Source organism: Streptomyces sp. NPDC001204, assembly GCF_053598035.1.
The window spans coordinates 106,403-131,092 of the sequence record NZ_JBSFJL010000023.1 but is presented as its reverse complement, the minus strand read 5'-3'; the positions used below and the strand labels follow the sequence as shown (position 1 = coordinate 131,092).

General features: G+C 70.1%; 22 protein-coding genes and 4 pseudogenes. 13 read left to right on the top strand and 13 right to left on the bottom strand.

The annotated features are described in order from the left end of the window. Positions 1–78 precede the first annotated feature (78 nt). From ACWC91_RS28055 to ACWC91_RS28040, 4 genes are all read left to right on the top strand, one after another. Positions 79–1,092 carry an NAD(P)/FAD-dependent oxidoreductase gene (locus ACWC91_RS28055; RefSeq protein WP_450726090.1) on the top strand — a complete coding sequence of 338 codons (1,014 nt, stop codon included), beginning with the start codon at positions 79–81 and terminating at the stop codon, positions 1,090–1,092. A gap of 115 nt (positions 1,093–1,207) precedes the next feature. After that, positions 1,208–1,546, top strand: a complete 339-nt coding sequence (locus ACWC91_RS28050) for an STAS domain-containing protein (RefSeq protein ID WP_225078427.1) — start codon at positions 1,208–1,210, stop codon at positions 1,544–1,546. A gap of 193 nt (positions 1,547–1,739) precedes the next feature. Beyond that, the gene (locus ACWC91_RS28045; RefSeq protein ID WP_450643152.1) at positions 1,740–2,762 is read left to right on the top strand and encodes a GNAT family N-acetyltransferase; all 1,023 of its coding nucleotides are present in this window, start codon (positions 1,740–1,742) and stop codon (positions 2,760–2,762) included. Positions 2,763–3,225: 463 nt separating this feature from the next. Further along, positions 3,226–4,404 (top strand): Cmx/CmrA family chloramphenicol efflux MFS transporter, encoded by a 1,179-nt coding sequence (locus ACWC91_RS28040; protein WP_450643132.1) that lies wholly within the window; start codon positions 3,226–3,228, stop codon positions 4,402–4,404. Between the two features lie 245 nt (positions 4,405–4,649). Here the strand turns inward: ACWC91_RS28040 and ACWC91_RS28035 are convergent, their stop codons facing one another. Further along, positions 4,650–5,240 carry a malonic semialdehyde reductase gene (locus tag ACWC91_RS28035; protein WP_225078429.1) on the bottom strand — a complete coding sequence of 197 codons (591 nt, stop codon included), beginning with the start codon at positions 5,238–5,240 and terminating at the stop codon, positions 4,650–4,652. A gap of 234 nt (positions 5,241–5,474) precedes the next feature. Between ACWC91_RS28035 and ACWC91_RS28030 the strand changes: the two genes are divergently transcribed. The 5 genes and pseudogenes from ACWC91_RS28030 to ACWC91_RS28010 all read left to right on the top strand — a co-directional run. After that, a complete protein-coding gene (locus tag ACWC91_RS28030) occupies positions 5,475–6,689 on the top strand; it encodes a cellulose-binding domain-containing protein (protein ID WP_450643134.1) in 1,215 nt (404 codons plus the stop codon). Between the two features lie 472 nt (positions 6,690–7,161). After that, the gene (locus ACWC91_RS28025) at positions 7,162–8,046 is read left to right on the top strand and encodes a glycoside hydrolase family 19 protein (protein ID WP_225078431.1); all 885 of its coding nucleotides are present in this window, start codon (positions 7,162–7,164) and stop codon (positions 8,044–8,046) included. 149 nt (positions 8,047–8,195) lie between these two features. Further along, a complete protein-coding gene (locus ACWC91_RS28020; protein ID WP_281155045.1) occupies positions 8,196–8,675 on the top strand; it encodes a DUF4232 domain-containing protein in 480 nt (159 codons plus the stop codon). A gap of 98 nt (positions 8,676–8,773) precedes the next feature. After that, entirely contained in the window at positions 8,774–9,499 is a 726-nt protein-coding gene (locus ACWC91_RS28015; protein ID WP_450643136.1) for an AMP-binding protein, read from the top strand. 61 nt (positions 9,500–9,560) lie between these two features. Next, a pseudogene (locus tag ACWC91_RS28010) lies at positions 9,561–9,887 on the top strand (nuclear transport factor 2 family protein); the annotation flags it as partial. A 17-nt stretch (positions 9,888–9,904) separates the two neighbouring features. Here the strand turns inward: ACWC91_RS28010 and ACWC91_RS28005 are convergent. The 3 genes from ACWC91_RS28005 to ACWC91_RS27995 form a co-directional block, all read right to left on the bottom strand. Further along, complete coding sequence (locus tag ACWC91_RS28005) at positions 9,905–10,699, bottom strand: helix-turn-helix domain-containing protein (RefSeq protein ID WP_450643137.1); 795 nt, start codon at positions 10,697–10,699, stop codon at positions 9,905–9,907. A 184-nt stretch (positions 10,700–10,883) separates the two neighbouring features. After that, positions 10,884–11,585: a hypothetical protein gene (locus ACWC91_RS28000; RefSeq protein WP_225078434.1), complete on the bottom strand. Its 702-nt coding sequence runs from the start codon at positions 11,583–11,585 to the stop codon at positions 10,884–10,886. A 74-nt stretch (positions 11,586–11,659) separates the two neighbouring features. Continuing rightward, positions 11,660–13,123, bottom strand: a complete 1,464-nt coding sequence (locus ACWC91_RS27995) for an MFS transporter (protein WP_450643139.1) — start codon at positions 13,121–13,123, stop codon at positions 11,660–11,662. 382 nt (positions 13,124–13,505) lie between these two features. On the opposite strand from ACWC91_RS27995, the gene ACWC91_RS27990 reads away from it, so the two are divergent. Then, positions 13,506–13,811: an aldehyde dehydrogenase family protein gene (locus ACWC91_RS27990; protein ID WP_225078436.1), complete on the top strand. Its 306-nt coding sequence runs from the start codon at positions 13,506–13,508 to the stop codon at positions 13,809–13,811. 18 nt (positions 13,812–13,829) lie between these two features. Continuing rightward, a pseudogene (locus ACWC91_RS27985) lies at positions 13,830–14,339 on the top strand (aminoacyl--tRNA ligase-related protein); the annotation flags it as partial. 89 nt (positions 14,340–14,428) lie between these two features. On the opposite strand, the gene ACWC91_RS27980 reads toward ACWC91_RS27985, so the two are convergent. From ACWC91_RS27980 to ACWC91_RS27960, 5 genes are all read right to left on the bottom strand, one after another. Then, positions 14,429–15,202 carry an AfsR/SARP family transcriptional regulator gene (locus tag ACWC91_RS27980; RefSeq protein WP_450643141.1) on the bottom strand — a complete coding sequence of 258 codons (774 nt, stop codon included), beginning with the start codon at positions 15,200–15,202 and terminating at the stop codon, positions 14,429–14,431. A gap of 258 nt (positions 15,203–15,460) precedes the next feature. Next, complete coding sequence (locus tag ACWC91_RS27975) at positions 15,461–15,937, bottom strand: hypothetical protein (protein WP_450643143.1); 477 nt, start codon at positions 15,935–15,937, stop codon at positions 15,461–15,463. Between the two features lie 241 nt (positions 15,938–16,178). Next, positions 16,179–16,763 (bottom strand): hypothetical protein, encoded by a 585-nt coding sequence (locus ACWC91_RS27970; protein WP_450643145.1) that lies wholly within the window; start codon positions 16,761–16,763, stop codon positions 16,179–16,181. Beyond that, entirely contained in the window at positions 16,756–17,310 is a 555-nt protein-coding gene (locus ACWC91_RS27965; RefSeq protein ID WP_281155040.1) for a SigE family RNA polymerase sigma factor, read from the bottom strand. Before ACWC91_RS27965 ends, ACWC91_RS27970 begins: the two co-directional genes overlap by 8 nt. Before the next feature lie 752 nt (positions 17,311–18,062). After that, a complete protein-coding gene (locus tag ACWC91_RS27960) occupies positions 18,063–18,446 on the bottom strand; it encodes a hypothetical protein (RefSeq protein WP_281155039.1) in 384 nt (127 codons plus the stop codon). Between the two features lie 662 nt (positions 18,447–19,108). Between ACWC91_RS27960 and ACWC91_RS27955 the strand changes: the two genes are divergently transcribed. Beyond that, complete coding sequence (locus tag ACWC91_RS27955; RefSeq protein ID WP_263638327.1) at positions 19,109–19,234, top strand: hypothetical protein; 126 nt, start codon at positions 19,109–19,111, stop codon at positions 19,232–19,234. A gap of 217 nt (positions 19,235–19,451) precedes the next feature. On the opposite strand, the gene ACWC91_RS27950 is transcribed toward ACWC91_RS27955, so the two are convergent. Next, on the bottom strand, positions 19,452–19,898 hold the full coding sequence (locus tag ACWC91_RS27950; RefSeq protein WP_281155038.1) for a DUF2690 domain-containing protein: 447 nt from the start codon (positions 19,896–19,898) through the stop codon (positions 19,452–19,454). A 126-nt stretch (positions 19,899–20,024) separates the two neighbouring features. Continuing rightward, a complete protein-coding gene (locus ACWC91_RS27945) occupies positions 20,025–20,954 on the bottom strand; it encodes an AraC-like ligand-binding domain-containing protein (RefSeq protein WP_450726088.1) in 930 nt (309 codons plus the stop codon). Positions 20,955–21,404: 450 nt separating this feature from the next. Here ACWC91_RS27945 and ACWC91_RS27940 point away from each other — a divergent pair. Next, a pseudogene (locus tag ACWC91_RS27940) lies at positions 21,405–21,521 on the top strand (PIN domain nuclease); the annotation flags it as partial. Between the two features lie 966 nt (positions 21,522–22,487). Here ACWC91_RS27940 and ACWC91_RS27935 read toward each other — a convergent pair. Further along, positions 22,488–23,132: a hypothetical protein gene (locus ACWC91_RS27935; RefSeq protein ID WP_376505970.1), complete on the bottom strand. Its 645-nt coding sequence runs from the start codon at positions 23,130–23,132 to the stop codon at positions 22,488–22,490. A gap of 371 nt (positions 23,133–23,503) precedes the next feature. Beyond that, positions 23,504–24,281, bottom strand: a pseudogene (locus ACWC91_RS27930) (IS701 family transposase); the annotation flags it as partial. Positions 24,282–24,690: the final 409 nt, after the last annotated feature.

Below are 24,690 nucleotides of genomic sequence, written 5' to 3'. Positions count from 1 at the left end.
ACTCAACGCCGCCCTGCTCACCGTGCGCATCCGCTGCGAGAACCGGGCGCTCGCCGCCGCGACCACGCCGGCGTCGGCATGATCGACGTACTGGTCGCCGGCGGCGGACCCGCCGGACTGGCCGCGGCCATCCACGCAGCGCTCGCCGGCCTGGAGGCCGTCGTCGTCGAACCCCGGACCGCGCCCGTGGACAAGGCCTGCGGAGAAGGAGTCATGCCCGGCGGTGTCGCCGCGCTGCGAACACTGGGCGTCGAGGCCACCGGCCGCGAACTGCGCGGCATCCGCTACGTGGAGGGCACCACCCGCGCCGAAGCGTCATTCCGCAGCCGGCCTGGGCTGGGAATCCGCCGTACAACGCTGCACTCCGCACTGCACCAGCGCGCGCTCAGCCTCGGCGTGCGCATGCTGCCCGGCAAGGTCGGCGAGGTACACCAGAGCGCAGACACGGTCACCGCCGCCGGAACCACGGCCCGTTGGCTGATCGCCGCCGACGGCCTGCACTCCCCGGTGCGCCGCAGCCTGGGGCTGGAAATGCCGGGCCGCCCCCACGGCCGCTACGGACTCCGCCGGCACTACCGCGTCGAGCCATGGACGGACTTCGTGGAGGTCCACTGGGCCCGGCACGGCGAGGCCTATGTGACACCGGTCGACGACGACATGGTGGGCGTCGCGGTCCTCAGCCGCAACCGTCGCGGCTACGACGAGCATCTGGCCGGCTTCCCGGCCCTCACCGCGTCGCTGCGCGGCTCGGTCGCGACGGAGGTGCGCGGAGCCGGACCACTGCGGCAGCGGGTGCGGCGCAGAACCGCCGGCCGTGTCCTGCTCGTCGGCGACGCCGCAGGTTACCTGGACGCCCTCACCGGCGAGGGCATCGCCCTCGCACTGGCCACGTCCGGGGCCGCCGTCCGCTGCCTGGCCGCCGGGCGACCGGACGAGTATGAGCGTGCCTGGGTGCGGCTGACTCGGCGGCACCGGCTGCTCACCGGGGCCCTGCTGGCCGCGAGCCGCCGTCCCAGCACCGCCCGCCTCATCGTGCCGGCGGCGTCCCGGATGCCTTCGGTGTTCTCAGCCGCGGTCCACGCACTGCAGTAGTGGCCTGAGCAGCCCCTGCTGTGAAGCCATGGCCAGTCGTTCGCGCATATGCAGAACGGACGTGCGTCAGGCACTACCCGCAACCTCTCCCCAAGGTTTTGCCGTTAGGCGAGGCATGCATCCCGAACTCCACATCTGTCACCGCGACGAGAACGACTGGACCGTCATCGAGATCCACGGAGAGGTCGACGTGTACACCGTGCCCCGCATCCGCGAACACTTGGGCAAAAGGATTCAGGCGGGCCGGCACCGCCTCATCGTCGACCTGACAGGAACGACATTCATGGACTCGACAGGCCTTGGGCTCCTCGTCGGCATCCACAAGCGGATCCGTACGCGCGCCGGCGCCCTGAGGCTGGTCATCGTCAACCAGGACATCCGGCAGATCTTCGCCATCACGAGCCTGGACCGGGTTTTCCCGATCTACGATTCAACGCAGGCCGCGATGGGGTGAAAAGGCCCCGCAGGCGAAGGCGCGCTCATCCTGCCTTTCCCGTTCACGGGCAAGACGGTCCCGCACACCGCCAACCAGTGCCGTGACCGGACGGGTTCAGGAGTCGCCGGGTACGCTCCTTCAGCCCTTGGTCGAGAGGAGTTGCTGAGTGACCCGGTCGGGTGGACCCGTTCTGCGCACCCAGAGGCTTGTGATGGAGCCGATCCGCCACGGTGATCGCGACGATCTCTTTGAGGCTGTGGTCAGTCAGGACAGCGTCATGCGGTGGCTGGCGACCGGCCGGGCGGACAGTCGGTCCGCGGCCGAGGCCATGTGCGACGACCACGTCGCCCACTGGGCCAGGCACGGCTACGGCGACTTTGCGGTCCGGGATGCCGCAACGCACGCGTTTCTCGGCCGGGTGGGACTGCGTAATCGGGCCCAGTACGGGGTCGACCTCGGTTTCGCCGTGCACCCACGGGCCCAAGGCCGTGGGATCGCCGGCGAGGCCGGCCGTGCGTGCCTGGACCTGGCGTTTCGCCGCCTCGCGCTTCCCGCCGTTTTCGCGTTCGTCCTGCCCGGCAATACTGTCTCGATCGCGGTACTCCGCCGCCTGGGCGCCCAGGCGGACGGAACGGTGCAATCCAGTGGCCTGCATTGTCTGCGCTACCGGTTTGCCCCCGCCACCGCGGCCGCCGCGGAGCATGTGGGGGACGACGGTTGTGCGGACCTCCGGCTGCTCCATGAGCCGGGCCCCGGTTCTCCGGAAGACGAAGCCGCACTCCGCGATGGCCTGCCCGACCCCTTCGGGGTGAAGGGGCTCGGCCTGGTGTGGGCTGACAAGCAGCACACCCTCACCGCTGTCGCCCAAGGACGGCTGGTGGCTTCCGCGGGATGGCTGCTGCGGGACATGGCCTTTGACGGATTGCCGCGCCGCGCCGCGGGGTTGGGTGGTGTCCTGGTGCACCCCGCCTGTCGGGGCCGGGGCATCGCCCGGACGGTGATCAGCGTGGCGGTCGAACACGCACGAGCGGCCGGCGCCGAGACGGTGATTCTGCTCTGCCGCCCGGAGCTGGTCCCGCTCCACACGCAGCTGGGATGGAGCCGGATCTCCGTGCCCGTCACCGTCCAGCAGCCCGACGGCGCGCGGACCTCGCCACTGACCGCCATGATCTACGACCTGGCCGGTCTGCCTCATCCAACCATCAGTGTGGATCTGCGGGGTCTGCCCTTTTGATGCGCCGGGCAGCCGGCACGTCGGGGTGGCGGGCGTCGGCCTTGCGCCGGCGCGGGTAGCGGTGCGGGGGTCGGGTTTGCGCGAGGTGGCCGCGGTGGTGGGAGTTGGCCAGGGTGAACTGCGGATCGACCAGTGGGTGAACGGCTGGCCGAGGCTGGTGGGGCGGGTGGTGGTCGTCCGGGTGACGAAGTCCTCGTCGTCATCGTTGAGCAGGCAGGGAGGGCCACAGGTCAATGCTGGTGAACCGAGGTGCCTCGACGGGCATCGGTCGGGTAGCGTGCGGGCCATGTCGAGTCCTGAGTCGGACAAGGTGGGGGCTTTCGGTCACGCCGTCAGCCCCCTGAACCACTGAGCCCGTAGCACTGTCGTCGCGCCCATCCTGGGGTGGGACGAGTGCGGCCTCGGGGCTGGCCGCGGTGACGAGATGACCGTCTCGTGCTTCTCCTCACCTCGGAGCCACTCGATGCCTTTCCCGCTGTATCTGCTTGCCATGGCGGTCTTCGCCATGGGCACCTCGGAATTCATGCTCGCCGGCCTCTTGCCGGACATCGCGTCGGATCTCGATGTCACGGTCGGGACGGCAGGCGTGCTCACCTCGGCCTTCGCGATCGGCATGATCGTCGGCGCCCCCATCGTGGCCGCACTTGCCCGCAACTGGCGCGGGCGCTCCAGTCTTCTCGGGTTCATCCTCGTTTTCGCGGCAGCTCACGCCGTGGGTGCCGGCACTGCGAGCTTCCCGGTCCTGTTCGCCAGCCGGATCGTCGCCGCGCTCGCGAATGCGGGGTTCCTTGCCGTCGCTCTGACGGCTGCCGCCACGCTGGTCCCACCCGGCAAGAAGGGACGTGCGCTGGCCGTGCTGCTGTCGGGCACGACGGGGGCCATGATCGCCGGTGTCCCCGGTGGGTCGGCGCTCGGCACGTTGCTCGGCTGGCGGGCCACATTCTGGGCTGTCGCGGCTCTCTGCCTGCCCGCGGCTCTCGGCATTCTGAAGGGGATCCCAGCGGGACGTGCGAAGGAGGAGGCGGCCGGCGGGCGAGCCTTGCGAGCGGAGCTCGCCCAGCTCGCAAGGCCGAGGCTGATCCTGGTGATGCTGCTCGGTGCGCTGGTGAACGCGGCGACTTTCGCCGGCTTCACCTTCCTCGCCCCCGTCGTGACCGACACCGCCGGGCTGAGTGAGCTGTGGGTCCCTGTCGTCCTGGTGCTCTTCGGCGCCGGTTCCTTCGCCGGAGTCACCGTCGCCGGCCGACTGTCCGACCAGCACCCCGGCCGGGTCATCGCAGTCGGCGGTCCGCTGCTGCTCATCGGCTGGCCGGCCCTGGCCGTGCTGGCCGGCAAACCGGTCGCTCTGCTCGCCCTCGTGTTCGTCCAGGGCGCCCTGTCCTTCGCGCTGGGCAGCACCCTGATCGCGCGGGTCCTCTACGAGGCCGCGGGAGCTCCCACCATGGCCGGCTCGTACGCGACCGCGGCAGTCAACGTCGGCGCTGCCGTCGGACCGCTCATCGCCGCGTCCACGCTCGGCACCGGAGTCGGGAACCTCGGGCCGCTGTGGTCGAGCGGAGTCCTGGTCGCTGTCGCGCTGCTCATCGCATTCCCCCTCCGCACGGTGATCGCGGCCGGCCGAAGCACCGAGGTGCTCCAGTGACGCACGCGAACGCCCACTTTGACCATTGAGGGACGACGAAGACTCGTCGAACGCCGCCGCATCCGGCTGATCGCCCATGTCGCCGCCGAGGCCGGCGGTCTTCGGGGCCAAGCGGTCGAAGGGCCGGTCCCCGTAGGCGGCGGCGTCACGGTGGGCGAGCCTGGCCGGCGTCGCGCCGGCTGCCGCAAGACGCCTACGGGGGAACAGGGGCAGAACTCGGTCCGGATCCCCGTCGCCGAGCCGGCTCAGACCGTGGTGACGACCTGGTCGAACTCCAGGCGGGGGGAGCGCGGGTACCAGGCGTTCTCGCCCGGCTTGCCGATGTTGACGACCATCAGCGGGGTGTGGTCGTCGTCCAGGAATTCCTTGCGGACGCCCTCGAAGTCCAGGCCGGTCATTGGACCGGCGGCGAGTCCCGCGGCCCGGATGCCGATGATGAAGTACGCGGCCTGGAGGCCGGCGTTGAGGGCGGCCTGGCTCTCCCGCACCCCGCGGTCGCCGAAGACGGCGTCCTTGGCCTGGGGGAAGTGCGGGAAGAGGTGGGGCAGTTCCTCGTGGAACTCGTTGTCCGCGGAGAGGATCGCGACCAGGGGGGCGGCGGCGGTCTTCGTCTGGTTGCCCTCCGCCATGTGCTGGACGAGACGCTCGCGGGCCTCGGCGGAGCGGACCAGGGTGATGCGCAGCGGCGACTGGTTCATGGACGTCGGGCCGTACTTGACCAGGTCGTAGATCGCCTGGACCTGCTCCTCGGACACCGGTTCGTCGGTGAAGGTGTTCGCGGTGCGGGCCTCACGGAAAAGAAGGTCCTGGGCAGCGGGGTCAAGAGCGAGCGACATGGGGGAATTTCCTCACAATGGGCGGTGGATCCCGGGGGATCGACTTGCGGCACCGACACTACGTCTTGAAAGTTCAAGGTTCAATCAAAATCGGGCCGGCGGTGATCAGCTTCACAGGGCGACGGTGCGCCGAGGTCACCTTGGCCGTCCCGTGCATTGACAGTGTGCGGATCTGGTCGCTGTCATGAATGGGAGCGCTCCCACCCTTCCCGCACCTCTCCCTCGGAGGCATTCGTGCGCACCCCCCACTTGCGATTACTGCGCAGGTCCTGGACGGCGGCCCTCGCGGCCGCCGGGTCCGTCGCCCTGCTGGTGTTCGGATTCATCGCGACACCCACCAGCGCCGCGGGGGCCGGCTGCCGGGTCGACTACACCGTGAACCAGTGGGCCGGCGGCTACACGGCCCAGGTCAAGGTCACCAATCTCGGCCCGGCGGTCAACGGCTGGCGTCTGACCTGGACCCACGCCGACGGCCAGCGGGTGACATCGGCGTGGAACGCGACCGTCACCCAGACCGGCGTCGCCGTCGTCGCCGTCAACGCGGACTGGAACGGCTCGCTGGCCACCGACGGCTCCGCCGAGTTCGGTGTCCAGGGCACCTGGAGCTCGGCGAACCCCGCCCCGACCGACTTCGCCCTCAACGGTCTGGTCTGCGGTGGAACCGGCACCACCCCGCCGCCGACCACCCCGCCTCCTACGACCGCGCCTCCTACGACCGCGCCTCCTACGACCCCGCCTCCTACGACCCCGCCGCCCTCCGCCGATTGCGGCAGCGCCGTGGTCTGCTCGGGCTTCGAGGACCAGACCGGCACCACTCCCTCCGGCGCCTGGCAGTTCGCCGCGCCCGACTGCCAGGGCACCGGAGCCGTGGCCGTCGACACCTCGGTCGCGCACAGCGGCGGCAGGTCGCTGCGGATCGACGGCAAGGCCGGCTACTGCAACCACGCCTTCGTCGCCTCCACCGCGAACCTGTCGTCGGTGGGGCCGGTGATGTATGTGCGCATGTGGGTGCGGCACACCACCGCGCTCCCCGCGGCCCATGTCACCTTCGTCTCCCTGCCCGACAGCTCCCAGGGCGGCCGGGCGCTGCGCGTCGGCGGCCAGAACGGCGCCCTCCAGTGGAACCGGGAGACCGACGACGCCACCCTGCCCGCGCAGAGCCCGGCGGGCGTGGCGCAGAGCAGGCCGCTGCCGACCGGGAGCTGGCAGTGCCTGCGCTTCGCGATCGACACGACGGCGCCCAAGCTCGACACCTGGCTCGGCGACGAGCAGATCCCGGGCCTGCACGCGGACGGCGTCCCCACCCAGGACATCGACCAGCAGTGGCTTGTCCGCACCACCCCGCCCCGGCCCACCGCCCTGCGCCTGGGCTGGGAGAGCTATGGGACGGGTGACGACAGGCTCTGGTTCGACGACGTGGCCGTGGGTTCCACCCCCATCGGCTGCTGACGGCCTGCGCGAGAGCACCGGCGAGGACGGCGCGCCGGAAGGAACCACCTTCCGCCCCGGCGCGCCGTCAGCGCCTTGCGCGTGAAGACCCGATCACTGCGGCGATGGTCGGGGGCGCGGGCTTCGTCCGTCCTCTTGCCGAAGGACTGGGCGAGCACGAGCGTCCCCCACCGCAACAGGTGAGCGCATTCATGCCGGACCGTAAGGGACGGCCGATCAAGCGGTGTTGGCGCATCCGCCTTTTGCCCAACAGGGCCCCGTCTCAGCCCGGTTGGACGTGCCTGCCGCCCCGCCACACTTTCGTCGCCGACCGGTCTGCGCCTTGACTGGTACAGACCAATGCGATTGAGTGTGCCTCACACCCCCCACCACGGTCGGCCCCGCGCCCGTCCGGTTCCGCCGGCACGCGCACAAGGCTCGCTCCGTCCTGCCTGCGCCGGGTACGACCGTTCTCCGTCAAGGAGTTGATTCCGTGTCGAGGCGTCGTATCTCCGCTGTCGTGGCCGCGCTCGCCCTCTCCGCCGCCGTACCCGTGCTGGTGCCGACCAGCAGCGCGTCCGCCGCCACCTGTTCGAGCTATCCGAGCTGGGTGGCCGGCAAGGCGTACGTCACCGGTGACATCGTCCGCTACACGGACGGCAAGGCGTACATCGCTGAGCACGACAACCCGGGCTACGACCCGGTCATCAGCACCTGGTACTGGGAACCGTACAACTGCGACAGCGGCACGCCCGTCGGCAACTTCGTCGTCTCCGAGGCCCAGTTCAACCAGATGTTCCCGAACCGCAACGGCTTCTACACCTACAGCGGTCTTGTCGCCGCGCTCAGTGCCTACCCCGGCTTCGCCACCACCGGCGGCGACGAGACCAAGAAGCAGGAGGCAGCCGCTTTCCTCGCCAACGTCAGCCACGAGACGGGCGGACTGGTTCACGTCGTCGAGCAGAACACCGCCAACTATCCGCACTACTGCGACTGGAGCCAGCCGTACGGCTGCCCGGCCGGCCAGTCGGCCTATTACGGGCGCGGTCCCATCCAGCTCAGCTGGAACTTCAACTACAAGGCCGCAGGTGATGCGCTCGGCATCGACCTGCTCAACAACCCGTCGCTGGTGCAGACCGACGCCTCCGTGGCGTGGAAGACGGGCCTCTGGTACTGGAACACCCAGTCCGGCCCCGGCACCATGACCCCGCACAACGCCATGGTCAACGGCGCGGGCTTCGGCCAGACGATCCGTTCCATCAACGGTTCCCTCGAGTGCGACGGCAGGAACCCCGCCCAGGTGCAGAGCCGTGTGACCACGTACCAGCAGTTCACGCAGATCCTGGGCGTGTCGGCGGGCGCCAACCTGTACTGCTGACCCGGTCCCCGGGTTGACGCGGCGGTGGGCCGCATCGGCTTCGGCGCGATGCGGCCCTCACGGCAGCCCGGCTCCGAAGGCTCGTCCCCTGCTCCGCAGCCGTGCGTAGGGGGCGGGCGGGGTTCCCCGGTGTTCCTGGCCGGGCCACGGTGGGCCGGACGGCTGCGACGCGTCGGGGAGCCGCACCTTTCCGCCTCCACCTCGACAACTGCGGGACGCGTGCCTACTCCGTCGAGGTCTACCCGCTGCTGGAACTGCTGGACGACGACCTCGAGCCCGTCGACGGCGTCGAGATCCTCGACGGCAGCGGCGAGATCACCACCGGCGCCGGGCCCGACGAACAGCCCCGGCCCGTCACGCTCGCCCCCGGCGAGTCGGCCACCGCAGGCCTGGTCTGGCGCCACACCACCGAGTTCGGTACGCCGGTCGACGTGCCCCATGTGCGGGTCCGGGCGGAGGAGGGTGCCGCCTCGGTGACGGTGACCCCGCACCTCGACCTCGGAACCACCGGAAAGCTCGGGGGCGGACCGTGGGAAAAGCGGAACGCCGGTCCTTCAAGGAGACTCCGGCATGGCCGCTTCCCTGTTGGTCCAGGCGCAGTTCCGAGCTCAAGAACAACAGTTGTCTGATCGACGAGACACCCCCTGGCGTGCTCGAGCGGGGTTCGAGGCGCTCCGGACAAGCTGAGCCCCACTCGCTCGGCGGACGGACCATGGGGGATGAACAAGTGAACACCGTACGCACCCTGCCCGACCTCCTGCTCCAGAGGGCGGAGCGGGAGCCGGACGCAGCGGCGTACTCGCTGCTCGACTGGCCCGCCCAGGAGGGCGGCCGGGAGCGGATGCGCATCCGGCGGATCGGCTACGGGGAGCTGGACCAGGCCGCCCGGCGGCTGGCCGCGTGGCTGCTGGACCGCAGGCTGGGCGGGGAGCGGGTGCCCGTCCTCCAGCAGCGGCCCGAACTCTTCATCGCGTCGCTCTTCGGCTGCCTGTACGCCAACGCTGTTCCGACGCCGTGCCCAGTGCCGGAAGGACGGCGCAGCGCGGACGAGAGGGTTCTCAGCATCGTGCAGGACGCGCAGGTGGCGTTGTTTCTCACCGACCGGGAGTGGGCCGCGGACGTCTCCCGCCTGGTGTCGGCGGTGGGCCGGGCCGACCTGCCCTGCCTGGCTCTGGACGACTCCACGGCGCTGCCGTCCGCGGCGGACTGGCGGCCTCCCGCGGGGGATCCGGACGCGATCGCCGTACTCCAGTACACCTCGGGCTCGACGCGGGAGCCGCGCGGCGCCCGGCTCACCCACCGCAACCTTCTGGCGAACCAGGAGGAGCTGGCGGTGCTGCTGGGCACCGGACAGCGCGCGTGTGTCGGCGGCTGGCTGCCCCTCCACCACGACATGGGACTGTCCGGGCTGCTGTTGCACCCACTGTGGCTGGGAATCTGGGAGCCGGCGTGAGCGGCGGGCGTACCGTTAGGCCCACGTACCCCAGCGAGACCGATCCGCAGGCCCGTCGCAGGCCGTCGAGGAGCTGTGGGCGCCCGACGGCGTCTACGCCAACGCCGTCGCCGTCGTCCGTGGCCACGAGGCCATCGCCGCCCAGGTGGGCTACGCCCACGACGCGTACGCCACCGGAGGCTTCACCTTCCGCTCCTGCAACAACGCGCGCGGCCAGCACAACACGCTGCGGTTCAACTGGGTGATGGTGTCGGCGCCCACCGGCGCGCTGGAGGCCGTCGGCTTCGACTTCCTCACGCTGGACGACGCCGGCCGCATCGTCTCCGACCACCAGTACTTCGACACCCCGCCGAGCTACGTGGTGCCGCCGCCCGGGGAGGCGGACTGACCGCGCCGTGCGGTGCTCTACGCCGCCCCCGCCGGGTCCGGCCCGGCGGGGGCGGCGGCGTGCAGGCGGGTGAGCAGCTCGCCGGTGAGGCCGTCCGCGGGCAGGAACGCCTCGACGGCCAGTTCGGCGACGGTGACGTCGAGCGGCATGCCGAAGGTGGCGATGGTGCAGATCAGGGACAGTTCCATGTTCTGGTACCGCAGCCGCAGCGGAAGGGTGAGGTCGGCGTGGTCGGTACGGGGCGGGCGGCTGGGCTCGCCGCCGCCCGGGTAGGCGCGCAGCTCCTGGTACAGCTCGGCCAGGCCCGGGTTGGCCGTCAGCTCGACTCGCCGCTGCAGGCGCGTCAGCAACTGGGCGCGCCAGTCGGGGAAGTTGATGATTCGCGGCTGCATGCCCTCGGGGTGCAGGGCCAGTCTGAGCGCGTTGACGGGAGGCTGCAGCAACTCGGGCGCGGCATCCTTGGCGAAGAGCCGGAAGCCGGCATTGCTCAGCACGATGTTCCAGTTGCGGTCCACGACAAGGGCGGGAAATGGTTCGTGGCCCGTCAGGATCTGATGGAGCGCACCACGCACGGGAAGCATCTCGGCAACGTCCAGGGGAGAGTCCGTGTAGGCGGGGGCGTAGCCGGCCGCCAGCAGCAGCTGGTTCTGCTCGCGCAGCGCCAGGTCGAGGTGCCGGCCCAGCCGCAGCACCATGTCCCGGCTGGGCTTGGACCGACCGGTCTCCAGGAAGCTGAGGTGACGCGCGGAGATCTCGGCCCGGGTGGCCAGGGCGAGCTGGCTGTAACCCCGCTGCTCCCGCCATCGACGCATCAATTCGCCTACCGGGCGGGACACTTGCGGCTTTCCTGCACCTCGGTCATCCCATCACCCTGCATCATCCCCGGCGTCGGACACAACCGCGGAAGTGGGCCACGCACGGTGCACAGCCGGGCCCCGCCCGCGACCCGCGGTCACCCGGCCCGCGGCACCCGGCCGGTGCCGCGGGCCGGGGAGCTCACGCCGATCGCCGGCCCGCTCCGGTGAAGCGGTAGTGCGTGCGCACCAGGCCCTGCTCGTCGCGGAGCAGGAAGTCCACGCCCGCCTCGCCCGACTCCGTGTGCCACGGGTAGCGGAAGGCGTCGTGCTGCGCCGAGGCGCTGCCCGCCGGGTGACGTACGCCGTCGGCCGTGAGCGCGGCGGCGATGCCATCCACGCCCTCGTGCACGCCGCTCTCGTCGACGAGGCGGGCGCCGGGCAGGTAGAGGTCGGCGATCTCCTTGCGCAACTGCTCGCTTCCGGCCGCGACCGAGGCCAGGTGCCGTTCGGCCTGGGCGTCGAGGTCGGGGCTCGGCACCGGAGGCTCGTTGAACTGGTAGTCCGCGACGATCCGGCCCTCGCCGTCCAGCAACACCACGTCGAATCCGACGGCGAGCACGGCGTCGCTGCCGCCCGGTGACATCACCCAGTTGAAGGCCAGCGCGTCGTGGTGCCCGACCGGGGCACCGCCCGCCCGGAACCGCAACCCCTGGCCGCTCACGAACTGGTCGTACGCCTCGGTCACCCGGGCCACCAGGCTTCCGGTGCCCTGGAAGCGGCGGGTCTGGGTGAAGTGCAGCCCGTCCGGCGTCCACAGGTCCGCGATCTGGGCCTGCCGTACGACGGGATCGGGCTCGTTCCAGACGCCGACGTAACGCTCCAGCAGTACCTTCGCTCTCACGCGCAATCTCTCTCTCGCTAGGGGGCCCGGGGCGGCGCGGGGGTTCGCCGCCCCGGGAGTTCAATGGGGGTGGATCACTTGCCGGCGTTCGTGCGGGGCAGCGCCTGGACCAGCAGGGCCAGGGCGGCGGCGACGGCGACGAGGAAGACGATCCCCATGTCGAAGGCATGGGCGAAGGCCGAGGAGTCGGGCTGCTCGCCGAGCGCGTTGTAGAAGATCACGCCGATCACCGCGACACCGATCGAGTTGCCGATCTGCAGGCCGGTGGTGAGTACGCCGGAGGCCGAGCCCGCGTACTGCGGGTTGACCCGGGCGAGCACCGTGGAGGCGAGCGGGGTGACCGCCAGGCCCATGCCGGCGCCGTCGATCACCAGGCCGGGGATGAGCCACGCGGTGTGACCGTCCGAGCCCAGCTGTGCAGCGGTGACGCCGAGGACGACCAGGCCCACGACCATCAGCAGCGCGCCGACGGCAAGCACCTGACGGCCCAGCTTGGCGGCGAACTTGGTGGCGTTCATCGAGGTGTACATGTAGCCGGCGCCGATGGCGGCGAAGAGCAGGCCCGCCTCCAGTGCGCTCAGGCCGCGGCCGGCCTGCATGTACAGGGCGAGCACCAGGAAGAACGACGCCTGGCCCATCCAGAAGACCAGTTGGCAGGCGAGTCCGACGACGAAGGCGCGGTCGCGGAACATGGCGATGTTCACCAGCGGCGAGCCGCCCTTCGAGGAGATGGACCGCTCGACGGCCACGAACGCGGCCATCAACACGACGAAAGCGCCGAAGGACAACCAGGTCCACAACGGCCAGCCGTCCTCGCGGGCTTCGATCAGCGGGAGCACCAGGGCGACCAGCGCGAGGGTGATCACGACGACGCCGAGGAAGTCCAGCTTCGGCCGGCCCTCGGCCCGTGACTCGGGCACCACCTTCAAGGCCAGGCCCATGATGAGCAGGCAGATCGGCAGGTTCACCAGGAAGCAGGAGCGCCAGCCCCAGCCGGCGATGTCGGCCTCGATCAACAGACCGCCGATGAGCTGGCCGAACACGGCTGCGAGCCCCATGGCCAGACCGTAGCCCGCGAACACCTTCAGGCGCGCGGCCCCGGTGAAGATCGTGCCCAGAAGGGCCAGCACCTGGGGCGCGAGCATCGCCGCGGCAAGTCCCTGGAGCACCCGGGAGGAGACCAGGAAGCCGCCGGACTGGGCGACGCCGCACAGCAGCGAGGCGATGGTGAACAGACCCAGGCCCAGCAGGAACATCTTGCGGCGCCCGTACAGGTCGCCCAACCGTCCGCCGGTGATCAGCCCCACGCCGTAGGCCAGACCGAACCCGGCGACCACCCATTCGATGGCGGCGGCACTCGCGCTCAGGTCGGTCTGCAAAGAGGGAATGGTGACGTTGACGATAAAGAAGTCGAGCGTGGTGATGAAGACGCCGGCCAGCACGGTCGGCAGGATCAGCCGATGCGGCGCGGCCGGGCTCCCGCCCGTCGGCATGGGCGGTGACGGCGCGGAGGCGCTGCGGTTGGCCTCGGTGGTCATCCTTCGTACTCCTGATCGATCACATGGGGTGTTCACCCGGCGCCCGCGGCCGGGCAGATACCTGTCCGAGTGCTTATCCAGCGTGTCGTCCGGAGATCAGTGGGGTCAATTACCTACCAGGTAATCACCGTGCCCGCCCGACCGCGCCGACCGGCCCGGGCGGAGGGTAATGGACGGGTGCGCTCAGCCGGTTGCCGAGCCCGGATCAGCACCGCGTCAGTGCCCGGTCAGAGGGGACTGCAATCATCGCATCAGATTTCGCCCGTCATCAGATTGATTGTGTTTCCGAAGGGTCCGCAAGATGAAACCCGGGAAAAAGTTCCACAGTTATGGGCTGTTTATCGCGGGGAAAGACATCGAGGGCGATGGCTGGGTTTACACCGTGAGCGCCAAATCGCTCCTCGAGGATGTCTTCACCAGCGTCAGCCTCAAGCGCACCCTCGAAAAGGACGCGGACTCGTCCGCCGCGCAGCACCCCTACGTCGTCGGCCGGTGCGCGATCGCCGACGACGCAGCCATCGACCTCGCCACCGAAGCGGCTGCCGCGGCCGCCCCCGGCTGGGCGGCGGTCCCCCTGGAACGGCGCCTGCGGCTCGGCACCCTCTTCCGCGAGGAACTGCTGCGCCGCAAGGAGGAGTTCGTGGAGATGCTGGTCGCCGAGTCCCACCCGGTGAAGCTGGACAGGTGAGAGCCGAGTTGCCTGCTCCCGTGCTACCGGGCCGAGGCGGGGTCCTACGGCCGTGACACCCGCGGCATCCTGCGGCTGCACCAGTTCGAGAAGGTGGAGCTGGTCCGGGTCTGCCGGGACGAGGACGCTGCGGAGCAGCTGGAGCTGATGCTCGGTCATGTCGAAGAGTGCCTGAAAAGACTGGAGTTGTCGTACCGGGTGGTGTTGTTGCCGGCCGGCGACATCGGGTTCTCCGCGCGGAGGACGTACGACGTCGAGGTGTGGCTGCCCGGCAGCGACAGCTACCGCGAGATCTCCTCGGTGTCGGACTGCGGCACCTTCCAGGGCCGCCGGGCCGCCATCCGCTACCGGACGGGCGGTGCCCGGAAGACCGCGGCGACGCTCAACGGTTCCGGCCTGCCGATCGGGCGGACCGTCGCCGCGCTGCTGGAGCAGGGGCAGCAGGCGAACGGCTCGGTGGTGCTGCCGGAGGCGCTGGCCGCATACACCGGCTTCCGCCGGCTTCTGCCCGGGGGCGGCACCGAGTAGCCCCCGCGCGGGCCCTCGCCCGACGCGCCACCAGCGCGGGCCTGCCGGCCACTTCCGGGCAGGCCCGCACCCTCGTCGTCCGAGGCCGGTCAGGCGATCTGGCGCAGCAGAGCAGTGGAGCCGTGCAGTCCCGGGTCCTGGTTGAGCATCTGCTGGAAGAGCTGGCGCAGCTTCGGCGACGGCTCCATGCCCAGCTCGTCGACCAGCCGCAGCCGGGCCGCGTTGTAGACACCGATCGCCTCGGCCTGGCGCCCGCTCTGATAGAGCGCCACCATGAGCAGCTCGGTGATCCGCTCTCGCCACGGGTGGGCGATGCTCATCCGTTTCAGCTCCCCGACCACCCTCATCGGCTCTCCCGCGCGGATGCGCAGCCAGAAGGCGTCCTCCCGCGCTGAAAGGTACTCCTCCTCCCACTCCGCGGCCGCGCTCTGGCACAGCGGTCCGGCGGCGTCACCCAGCGGAGCCCCTCGCCACAACCCGAACGCCCGGTCCAGCAGCTCCAGGGCGGAGGGCAGCTCCTCGGCCTCCATCGCCTGGTGGGATTGGCGGATGTATCCGCGGAATTGGTTGAGGTCGATGTCCTCCGGTGCCACGTCCAGGCTGTATCCGGAGCCCCGGGCGCGCAGCACGTCCGCCGCCGGGTCGCCCGCCAACTGAACCAGTGTGCGTTGCAGTCGCGACACATGCGCCTGGAGCGCGTTCTCGACGGTGGCTGGGGGATCCTCGCCCCACAGCTCGCTGTACAACGTCGAGACGTGCACCACCGCGGGAGCCTGGATGAGCAGGCTCGCCAGCAGACAGCGCTGCCGGAGCCCCGGAACGGCGTGGAACGCGCCACCGATGCCGACTGCCAGCGTGCCCAAGATCCGGAACTGCAAGAGAACCCTCCCGTGTGGTCGCAGCCTGCGGCTTCACGCCGCCCGTTCCGTTTCTTCCCGGAAGCGGGGGCAGTCTGAAGGGGCGACCTAGAGTCCGGCTCGACACCGGATACGGGCCGCTCCTGCCGCGCACGGGGTGGCCTCTGTCCACATTCCGGAGAACGGTCGGCTTGCCCCCTCAATCCGCCCTTGTCGCCTGCGGGTTCGGCCGTCTGCTCCACTCGTTTTTCACCACGCCACCTTTCAGGAGGTGTACAGCGACTGCAGCCTGGTCACCTGGCCCTTCGTGTCGAAGCTGAGGTCGTACCCCAGCCCCGGGCGGGACGAGCTCGGCGTGGCCGTCAGCCGGTTGATGAACTCGGTCTGGGAGTAGGGGTAGGGGGCGGAGTCGTCGCCCAGCGGGACCGACAGCAGCACCCGGGCGTCGGTGGCCATGAGCACCGTGGTGTAGGGCTCTTCACCGGGGATGATCTCCCAGGCCTCGTGCGGGCCGGTGGCGGCGACCTTCCGGGCTGTGCGCACTGTCAGGTAGGTCCGTCCGCCGTCGGTCCAGGCTTCGCGGATCTGCATGAACTGCTTGGTGCCGGCCCAGCGCGTCGTGCCGACCGGGGCGGTGCCCTCGCCGGGCGCGGCCGGCGGGGTCGTCGCAGTAGCCGGGTGCGTCGCGGTGGGCGGGGTCGGCGTGGCGGCTTGTCCGGGCGCCGACGCTGAAGCCGTCACCGGTGTTGCCGGGGCAGGGGAGTCCGCCTGTCCTTCGCCTCCCTTGCCGGTGCATGCGGTCAGGGCAAGAGCGGTCATGGCGAGAGCGGCCAGAGGAAGGGCGCCGGTTCGGCGGCGAGAAGTGAGCACGGCAAGGTCCCATCGGATCAGATGCAGTCGGGATACATGAGCTCTACGCCCTGGCCCGCCTCTGGGTTGCACCTCGATGCCGCGAATGCTGCGGCGGCCTCACCCGGCGGCCTCAGTCGGTCTCCCGCAGGGACTGCACCCGGCCCTCGCTGTCGTAGTCGATCGCGAACATCCACCGCGGCCCGGCAGCCAGCCGGCTCACCAACTGCTCCAGCCGCATGTCCGCAGGGGACCCGCCGGACAGCCGCCGTGCTTCCACCAGCGTCGCCAGCGGCAGGGTCAGCGTGTGCACCACACCCGTGGGCACCGCGGTCCCCCGGACGGTACGGAGCTGCTCGACGGTGACCCGCACCATGTCGCCCTGCGCCACCGCGCCGTACACATAGCCCAGTTCACTGGCGTACTCCTCGCCCGGTGCGGGCGACGGCGGCACGAAGCCTGAAACGGTCGGCGCCGGCACGATCGCGGCCGGCTCCGGCACCCGGCCGGCTCGGAACATCGACAGACCGCCCACCACCAGAGCGGCGGCCAGCAGCGCGCCGCCGAACGCCACGGCCGCCCGCCGGCGGCGCACGCGCTGCTCACCACGGGCCCGCACCCGGTGCGCGGCGAGCGGCACCACCTGCTGCCGGCCCGACTCGGCGAGCCCGGCCAGGTTCCGCTCCAGACACCGCTCCAGTTCAGTCTCGTCAGCCATGCCTCACCTCCGGCAGCCGGGTCGTCCGCAGATCGAGCTCCGTATCGGCCAGCAGGCGTGCCAGCGCCGCCCGTCCGCGGCTCAGGTGCGCCTTGACCGTGCCGACGGGGCAACCGGTCTCGGCAGCCACCTGCTCCACCGGCAGATCACACAGATGATGCAGCACCACGGCCCGCCGCTGCGCCTCGGGGATCTGCCGCAGTGCCTGGACCAGCAGCACGTGGTGCGGTTCGGGCGGCGGTACGGCGGCGGGCGGACGCTGCCGCCGGGCGAAGGCCAGCGCGGTGCGCGCCCGCCGCCACCGGCTGACCGCCAGCCGCCAGGCCACCGTGCGCACCCACGCTTCGGGGGCACCGTTCAGGTCCAACTCGGCCCAGCGTTCCCAGGCCCGGGCGAAGGCCTCCTGCACCACGTCCTGAGACTCAGCCAGGTCACCTGTCATCGCGTACAACTGGCCGACGAGCCGGCCGACGCTCGCGGTGTAGAAGGCGTCGAACTCGCGCTCGTCCACACCGCGACCCGGCAAATTCTGTGGTGGTGGTCGCATACCTTTTCTCACGCTGAACGGTGGCTGCGCGGCTCCAGTGGAGTTTTCCCGTGATCCTGGGCCCCAGGATGGCACGAGGAGGCGCCGCGGACGGGCAAGGTCAAACGCAGGGGGCCGGGGCCGCTTCGGGTCGTCCCTTCACGAACCGGGGCCGGCTGGGGCCGTCCGGGTGGGGCCGTGGAGCGGTTCGATGATGAGTTGTTCGGTCTCCATCTCGAGTGAGCAGTCTGCGCGTCGCGGATGCCCTGGAGCGGGACGAGACATGGCACGCAGCGAACCGCTTCCGGAAGGCCGCCTCGCCCGGCTGGCTGATGCGCACACCACCCACCTGGCTGGCCTGTGCCCTCGTCCGGCCCACCCCCGGGCAACCGCCCGAACCGTATACCGCCTGGGCGGCGGACGGCCGACTGCCGGCCTTCCCCTACCGGAACCGGAAGGCCTTCTGGCCACTCATGCACCAGCCGGGCACGCCCGGCTGGCAGCCCGTGCCCGGCCTTGAACCCGTGGCGGCCGCAGTCGCCGGACCACCAGCATCTGCCCCGGCAGGGGGCGTGCCGGGGCCGCTCTCGGACTGCAGCACCGTGTGGACCTTCCCGCCGCGGACGGCGCCGACGTCACGCGTTCCCCGCGGTGGCGGGTCCGGCCGCGCCGGGCCGCCAGGCCGCGCCGAGCCCGGCTCGCCGCACCACCACCTGACCGGGGGGTTCGGCGCACGCGATCGGCGCTTGAGCCCCTTTTGGGCTTTTTGGGGGTCAGTAGGCGGCGAGTCCGTGGACGTCGGTGCTGGTGAACAGCAGCCAGAACCTGGTGCCGTCCTTGACGTCGGTGGCGGCCAGCCCCCAGGTGTTGGCGTAGACCGTGCGCCAGCCGTTGCAGTAGTAGCCGCCGCTCGAGGGCGCGAAGCAGGTCTGCACGTCGATCGTCCGGGTGATCTTGACGTTGATGTCGTTGCAGTTGGACGTGGTGTACGTGGAACCGCCGGGCGGCCAGTGGCCGTTGTCGTCGGTGCCGTTAATGGTCTTGGCGCTGCCGTAGCACGACGTGGCCGCCGCGGACGCCGTGGGTGCCGGGGCGAGGAACAGCCCGGCCGCGGCGGTGCTCGCCGCCGCGAGCGCGATCATCCTTCGTCTCTTCAATGGTCCTCCCCTGCCGCGCGCAGAGAGTTCTGCGCAGTGGACGCCGGACCAGCATGGCGGAGCCGGGTGCGGGTAACAATGACGTCTTTAAGCCCTCTTTTTGACATGTTGCCGCCAGACAAGCTTCTGAGAACGAATGCCGCACGGTGGACCCACCTGCCGACGATGACCCTGCCCGGCGGCCGGACCCGCGCCTGTTACAGCAACCTCACCTCGGCCTGGACTTAACCCGCTCGGCGTCTTCGCGCACGCGGAGCAGTGGGCGGCCTGGCGGTGGGAGTCGGCCTGGCCGGCGCCATGCCTGGCACAGCCCGCGACGGTCGCTGGTTCAGTGGGTGTGCAGGCGCTGCGAGAGCAGGTCGTGGTCGGCGGGTGCGAGGCGGGGCAGTTGGAGGCGGCTGGCCAGGTGGTGGAGGAGGCGGTCTGCTCCGCGCGTTTCAGGGAGTGCGGGGGCAGGCGGTCGAGGGCTGCGGCGAGGCTCAGGGTCTCGGGGTAGGTGATCAGGTTCCGACAGGTCAGAGTGGAGGGAGGCCGGGCCGGAGGGGATGTGGGGGTTGGCGTCGGTGAGGGGGTCAAGGCGTATCCGCCAACGCTCTTGCAGGTGCTGATGGTGGTCGTACCGACGCGTTGCGATCGTCGATGCCCAGCCCTGGGCCAAGAAGATGCTGGACGAGCACCGGGCGATCCTGGTCACCGCCTCCAGCGACATCACCGACCGCCTCGGACGCGCCGCCGATATCCAGGCAGCCGCCCAGCAGCGCCAGCAGCTCGCCCTGGCCGGCCTGTGACAGCAGGTCTTCCCGATCCGGCAGGTTCCCCCGACTGCCCGGTGGTGCGCTGCCTCGTCACCGGCACCGCACGCTTGTGCTCCGACTGCGCCGGACGCACCCTCCAGCCTGTCGCCGACAGCCACTGCCCGGTGTGTTCCCAGGCCGTCGCGCCCGGCAGGCAGTGTGGCAACTGGTTGGTGCGGCGCACCCGGCGCCGCCGCCCCGCAGGCGGGCCTTAGTAGGAGCCGGTGCGTCCCTCGTAGATGTTCGCACCGCTGTCCCACATCCCGCGCGCGTACGAAGTGACGTTGGCGTCGTTGACCATCAAGGTGTAACAGGACGAACCGGTGGTGCTCACCGAGCAGCTGTACTGGCGGCCGTCGCTGTTGCGGTGGACGGTCGCGTAAGGCGTGAACTGACTACGGGTGTCGAACGACGCATTGCTGATCCGGGCCCACGCAGCGCGGCACGAGGAGCTGTACCGCAGCTCGAGCAGTGCTTGGCCCAGCTTCAGGCTCTGCACGGTTCTCGCGTCGGACTGGCAATAGGCGCCGGGGTCCTTGCCGTCGCAGGACGAGCCCGAGCAGGTGGCGGCGCTGGCGGGGGAGGTCATGCCGATGATGGCCGCGGAGGCGAAGAGCATGGTCACCGCGGATCGTGCGAGCAGCGTGCGTGTGCGCATGGTGTCCTCCTGGACGAGATGGGAAACGGCGCGGCGTCATGGATGTGCACCATGCACGGCGCATCTCTTCTTGCCCGATCATTCCCGGGTGCTGCCGGCATGTGGATAGCAGTGCGTGCCAAACGCTTAGCGAGGGACGCCATCACCTGCGCGCAAGATTCCCTGGCGGTATTCGGTGGGGGTGGAGCCGTAGATGGTGCGGAAGGCCCGGGTGAAGTCGGCAGGGCGGAGGAAGCCCCAGCGGGCGGCGATCGCGTGGACAGGTCGTGTGGCCAGGCGAGGGTCGCCCAGGTCGCGTCGCGCGCGTGCGAGGCGCTGCCGGCGGATGCAGGAGGCGACCGTGGCGCCGTGGGCATGGTTGTGGAAGAGGCGGTGCAGGGAGCGCAGGGAGATGTGGTGGGCGGCGGCGATCGTGCCCGGGGACAGGTCCGGGTCGTCCAGGTGCTGCTGGATGAAGGCGTGGATCTCCATCAGCAGGGAGCGATGGCGGTTTTGGGGCGGCGTTGACGTGGTGGCGTCGAGGTGGTGAGCGAGGAAGGCGGTGAGCACGTCGAGGGTGAGGGTGGCCAGTCGGGGGCTGTCCGCCGTGGTGTACGAGGCGGCGCCCGTGCTGAGCTGCGTGAGGTAGGCGGACAGCAGGGCGCCCACCCCTTCACGCCCGCACAGACGCATCCCGGTGAGCCGTTTGACCTTGTTCGCCGGGATCGGCAGCAGCGCCCGGGGGAATTGCACCAACACCCCCTCCACCGCGTCACGGTCCGCGCTCGCCCAGCCGTGCCAGGGGTGCGAGGTGTCGAAGAGCAGCATCTCACGGGAGCCGATGGTGGTGTCCTGGCCGCCTTGGAGGATCCGATGGCCGCCGCGCAGAGTCAGCATCAGCTGCATGGATTCGGGATCAGAGCGCCGGATCATCCTTGCTGTCCGACGTGTCTCCAGCGACGGGTAGGTCAGCGCAGACACCTGAACGCCACTCAAATTCAGCACCCGCGCACTCGCCTGGAAGTCCCCCTCATGGTCGGTGTGGACCGCGCTGGGTATCAGTGCGCTGACCGTCATGTCGTGCCAGGAAGCGAACCTCTCGGCTATCGGCAGGTCCAGCGTCCGGAACTCCGTTACCAGCACCGTGTCATCCCCCTCACGAGGGCGAGCGGCCCAGACCGCCGAGTGGGGCCCCTTCCCGCTGTGGTCCGGCAGTGAGCGCGGCGCAGGTACATCCCCGACGACGGCTACGGTGGCGATCGCCCCATCCCCCGTACCTCGGCCGTCGGCCCGGACAGCAGCCCGTCCACCGGCACACCCCGTCCAATCGTCGTACGGATAATACGGTACGCAACATGGCGTGAACATGCCGTAATGTGCAGAAGTTGGTCGGGGCGCGGACAGCAAGGCGAGCGGCGGCCGGAACCGGGTCGGTTGGCCTGATCCGCTCAGGGCTGGTCGGGCGGGGCGTATCGACCGCGGCGAGTTGCGGATCGCCGCTGGTTCCCACGCCGGACAACGCCTGCGCGCGCCCGTCGCGTGCAGCAACTGTTCACCGACGCCGGCAAGCACCGCTCCGCCGGCCCTGTCGACCTGCTTGTGGCAGCCACCGCGGAACTGTCCGGGCTGACGCTGCTCCGACAGGGAACAGGACCGCGTCCCGACGGCCACGTGCGCGGGTGGGATGCGCACGAAGTGGCATAGGCGGCGGGCGGCTTGGGCGCTGAGGTGGATGTCGGCACCCGGCGGGGGTGCCGGTGGTGGTGATGATCTCTATGTGCCTCTGCTGGAAGAGCAAAGACCTCGACGCTGCCTCAAGGGTTGTGGAAAGGAAGTAGCTTGGTGTACCCATCGCCATCAGGAACCAGGCGGCCTACGGCCACCAGCGTGACACGGGCAAGGCATTCGACCAGTTCTTTTGCCGATCCAACGATGAGCGGACGGTCGTCTGCAGAGACAGCAGCAGCCGGGCGGTCGTAAGCGTCGCTGACTGCTCGCCACTGATCGTCGTGGAGTCATTCAGCTCGTGGGAGGGGCTCCCCTACCAGGTGTTTGATCACCATGAGATCTCTCCCCCCGACTACCATGTCGATACCTTCACCCTGGAGCCGAGGGATGTGCTGATGCACACCGACGGCGTCATCGAGGCCCGCCGCGCAGGGGCGTCTTCTACCCCCTAGCCGAACGTGCCGCAGCCTGGGCGCACGAGAGCCCTCGGCACTGATCCGCAGCCTGCGCTCCGACCTGCTCGCGCACGTCGGCGGCCACCTGGCCGACGCCGCCGTGATCGCCCTTCAACGCACCCACAGCCATTTCCCCATCGAGGCGGACCGGCGGGTGCACGAGCTTCGACTCCTTCGCGAGGCAGTGACGACGGTCCGCAGAGGAATTGCTGCACTGCACTGAGACGTCCCTCTGCACTGACGGGCCCAAGACGCGTACATGAAGGCTGATCGCGGAGGCGTGGACCTGGAGCCGTTCTTCCAGGCCCGCGCAGTGCTGGCGGAGTTGACTACCCACGTCACGCTCTTCAGCAACAAACACCTGCCTGCTACGACAGCTTTGCCGATAAGGGGCCTGCTGCCCGCCGATCCTGTGCGGCGTGCCGACTCAGAAGCAGGGGTGGAATGCTTCGGTGGTGCCGGCGGTGGTGACGAGGCCTGTACCTTGGTCAAGGACCACGATGGTGGCTGGATACGGTCCGCTGTCGCAATGGAGGTCCACAACCTGTTGCCATCCCGGCAGGTTGCCGGCGGCGTCGGCCGTCAGTCGGCCCAGCGAGACCGGCCCACTGGTCCCGGCACTGTAGAACCGCACCGTGCCGTAGGGCGTGAGCCCACTGCCGGTGGCGAACAGGCGACCGCCGGTCGGAGACAACGTGGTGGTGACGGACACCCCACCGCGCGGCGTCGCACCCGGATCAGCCAGCCGCAAGGCGGCGTTGGCGTTGTCGCTGCTGGCCTGGTCGCGACTGTCCGGCGGCACGCACACGTGATCCGAGGGCCGCGTTGCGCGCCAGACGAAGCCCTGCTTGCAGGTGTCCGGGCCGTAAATGCCGCCGTTCGGCTCGCGGCGTGAGGGGCCCAGCGCGTTTTCCGTCGCGGTCTGGGTGCGGATCGCCGGCGTCACGCAGACTTGGTCGCCCGGGTACGCGTCCCGCCACACGTAGCCCGCGGCGCAGGTGTACGGCCCGTACGGCAGGTCGGCTGCCATGGCGGATGAGCTTGTCGCCATCAGGCCGGCCAGCAGCGCCACCGCCGCTATCAGCCACGTCAACACTCGCCGCGGGTAGCCGGAGTCCGCTGTCTCCGCGGCCCTTCCTTTGCCTCGCATACGTCCTCCTCGGTCAGCACGGCTCAAGCGGTCGCTGAGACCCACCCGTGAGGCCCAGAGTCGGGGTAAAGCCGCCGGGGTATCGCGGTGATCGCCCGATGTCTGTGCACCTGTGCGCCCGACCTCCGCAGTGGGGTGTCGATCCGGTCGGAGCGGCATCTGCTCGACTATGTGCTGACTGTGAGGGGCCGTTATGCGTTCTGTCTACCCTGTTGCTCCATTCGCGGTGCTCGTCTGCCTTGTGCTGGCAAGTGTGACGCCTGCGGTGAGTCCGGTTCCGAGGTTGGAGGCGCTCGGGCTGAGCTGATGCCGCTTCCGGCCATACGTTCGTCTGGCTCGAACGGCTGGTGACGGTGCCAGGCCGTGGCGGGCAGGCGGCCGGTGGTGGTGTCCGCGCGGACGGGAGTGCGGCCGTGGTTGATGCGGACCCGGGTCGAGCGGGTGACCGCCATGACGTAGCCGATGCCGCGTTTCTCCAGGGCTGTTCGCAGCTGCGGGTCTTGGCCGCGGGCCTCGTCGCCGGTCACCCAGGAGGCGGTGATGCCGCCGTCGAGCGCGGCGGCGATCATCTCGCCGACCAGGCGGAGTTTGGTGGCGAAGTCCACCTCGTCGGGTATCCCGGCAGCCCGACGACGCTCGGGGTCGGTGCACCACGAGTGCTCGGGCAGGTAGAGCCGGCGGTCGATCAACGCCCCTCCCCGGTGGGTGGCGTAGGCGAGGAACACACCGACCCGGCTGTTCTCGATGCGTCCGGCGGTGCCGGTGTACTGCCTCTGCACGCCCGCCGAGGTCCGGCCCTTCTTTCAGGAAGCCGGTCTCGTCCACGATCAGGACACCGCCGTCGGTGCCGGGGTGTTCGGCGGCGTAGGCGCGCAGGTCGTCGCGGACGGCATCGGCGTCCCGGCGGGCATCGCGCAGCAGGCGCTGCATCGGTCCGGGCCGGGCGTGGCCGGCTTGTTCGGCCAGCTGCCGGCAGTTCTTCCGCTCAACGCCCGACAACAGCCCGAGCAGATGGGGGCGAGCCGTCTTCCGCGGCTCAACCCGCCCGAACCGGCCCGCGATCCGGGCCATGACCCGGTCGAATCGCCCACCAGCGGGTAGGGCTTACGCTGTGGCCTGTGGCCACTGCACGATCTTCAGGTCCTCACTATGGCGGCCGGAGGGGCGCCCCGGCACGGACTTGACGTGACCATACCTTATGCCCTGTGCCACTTGCCGTGTTATGGCACCGGGATGCCCCGCAACATACGCGAGGAGGACACGATCACCGCGGGCATCTCCGCTGCAAGAGACCCTCACCGAACAGACCGGCCGCGCGGATCCAGACGCAGAGCCCAGTGGACACCGCAAGGTAGTAACCCGCCGTTTGGCCGACCCGAGCGTTCAGTCCGCCAAGGACAAAAGAGTCTGGGTGAAGTGAAGCAGACGGACCGGATGGCGGCTTCAGACAGACGGCCTCCCAAGTAGGAGCCTCGCCAGC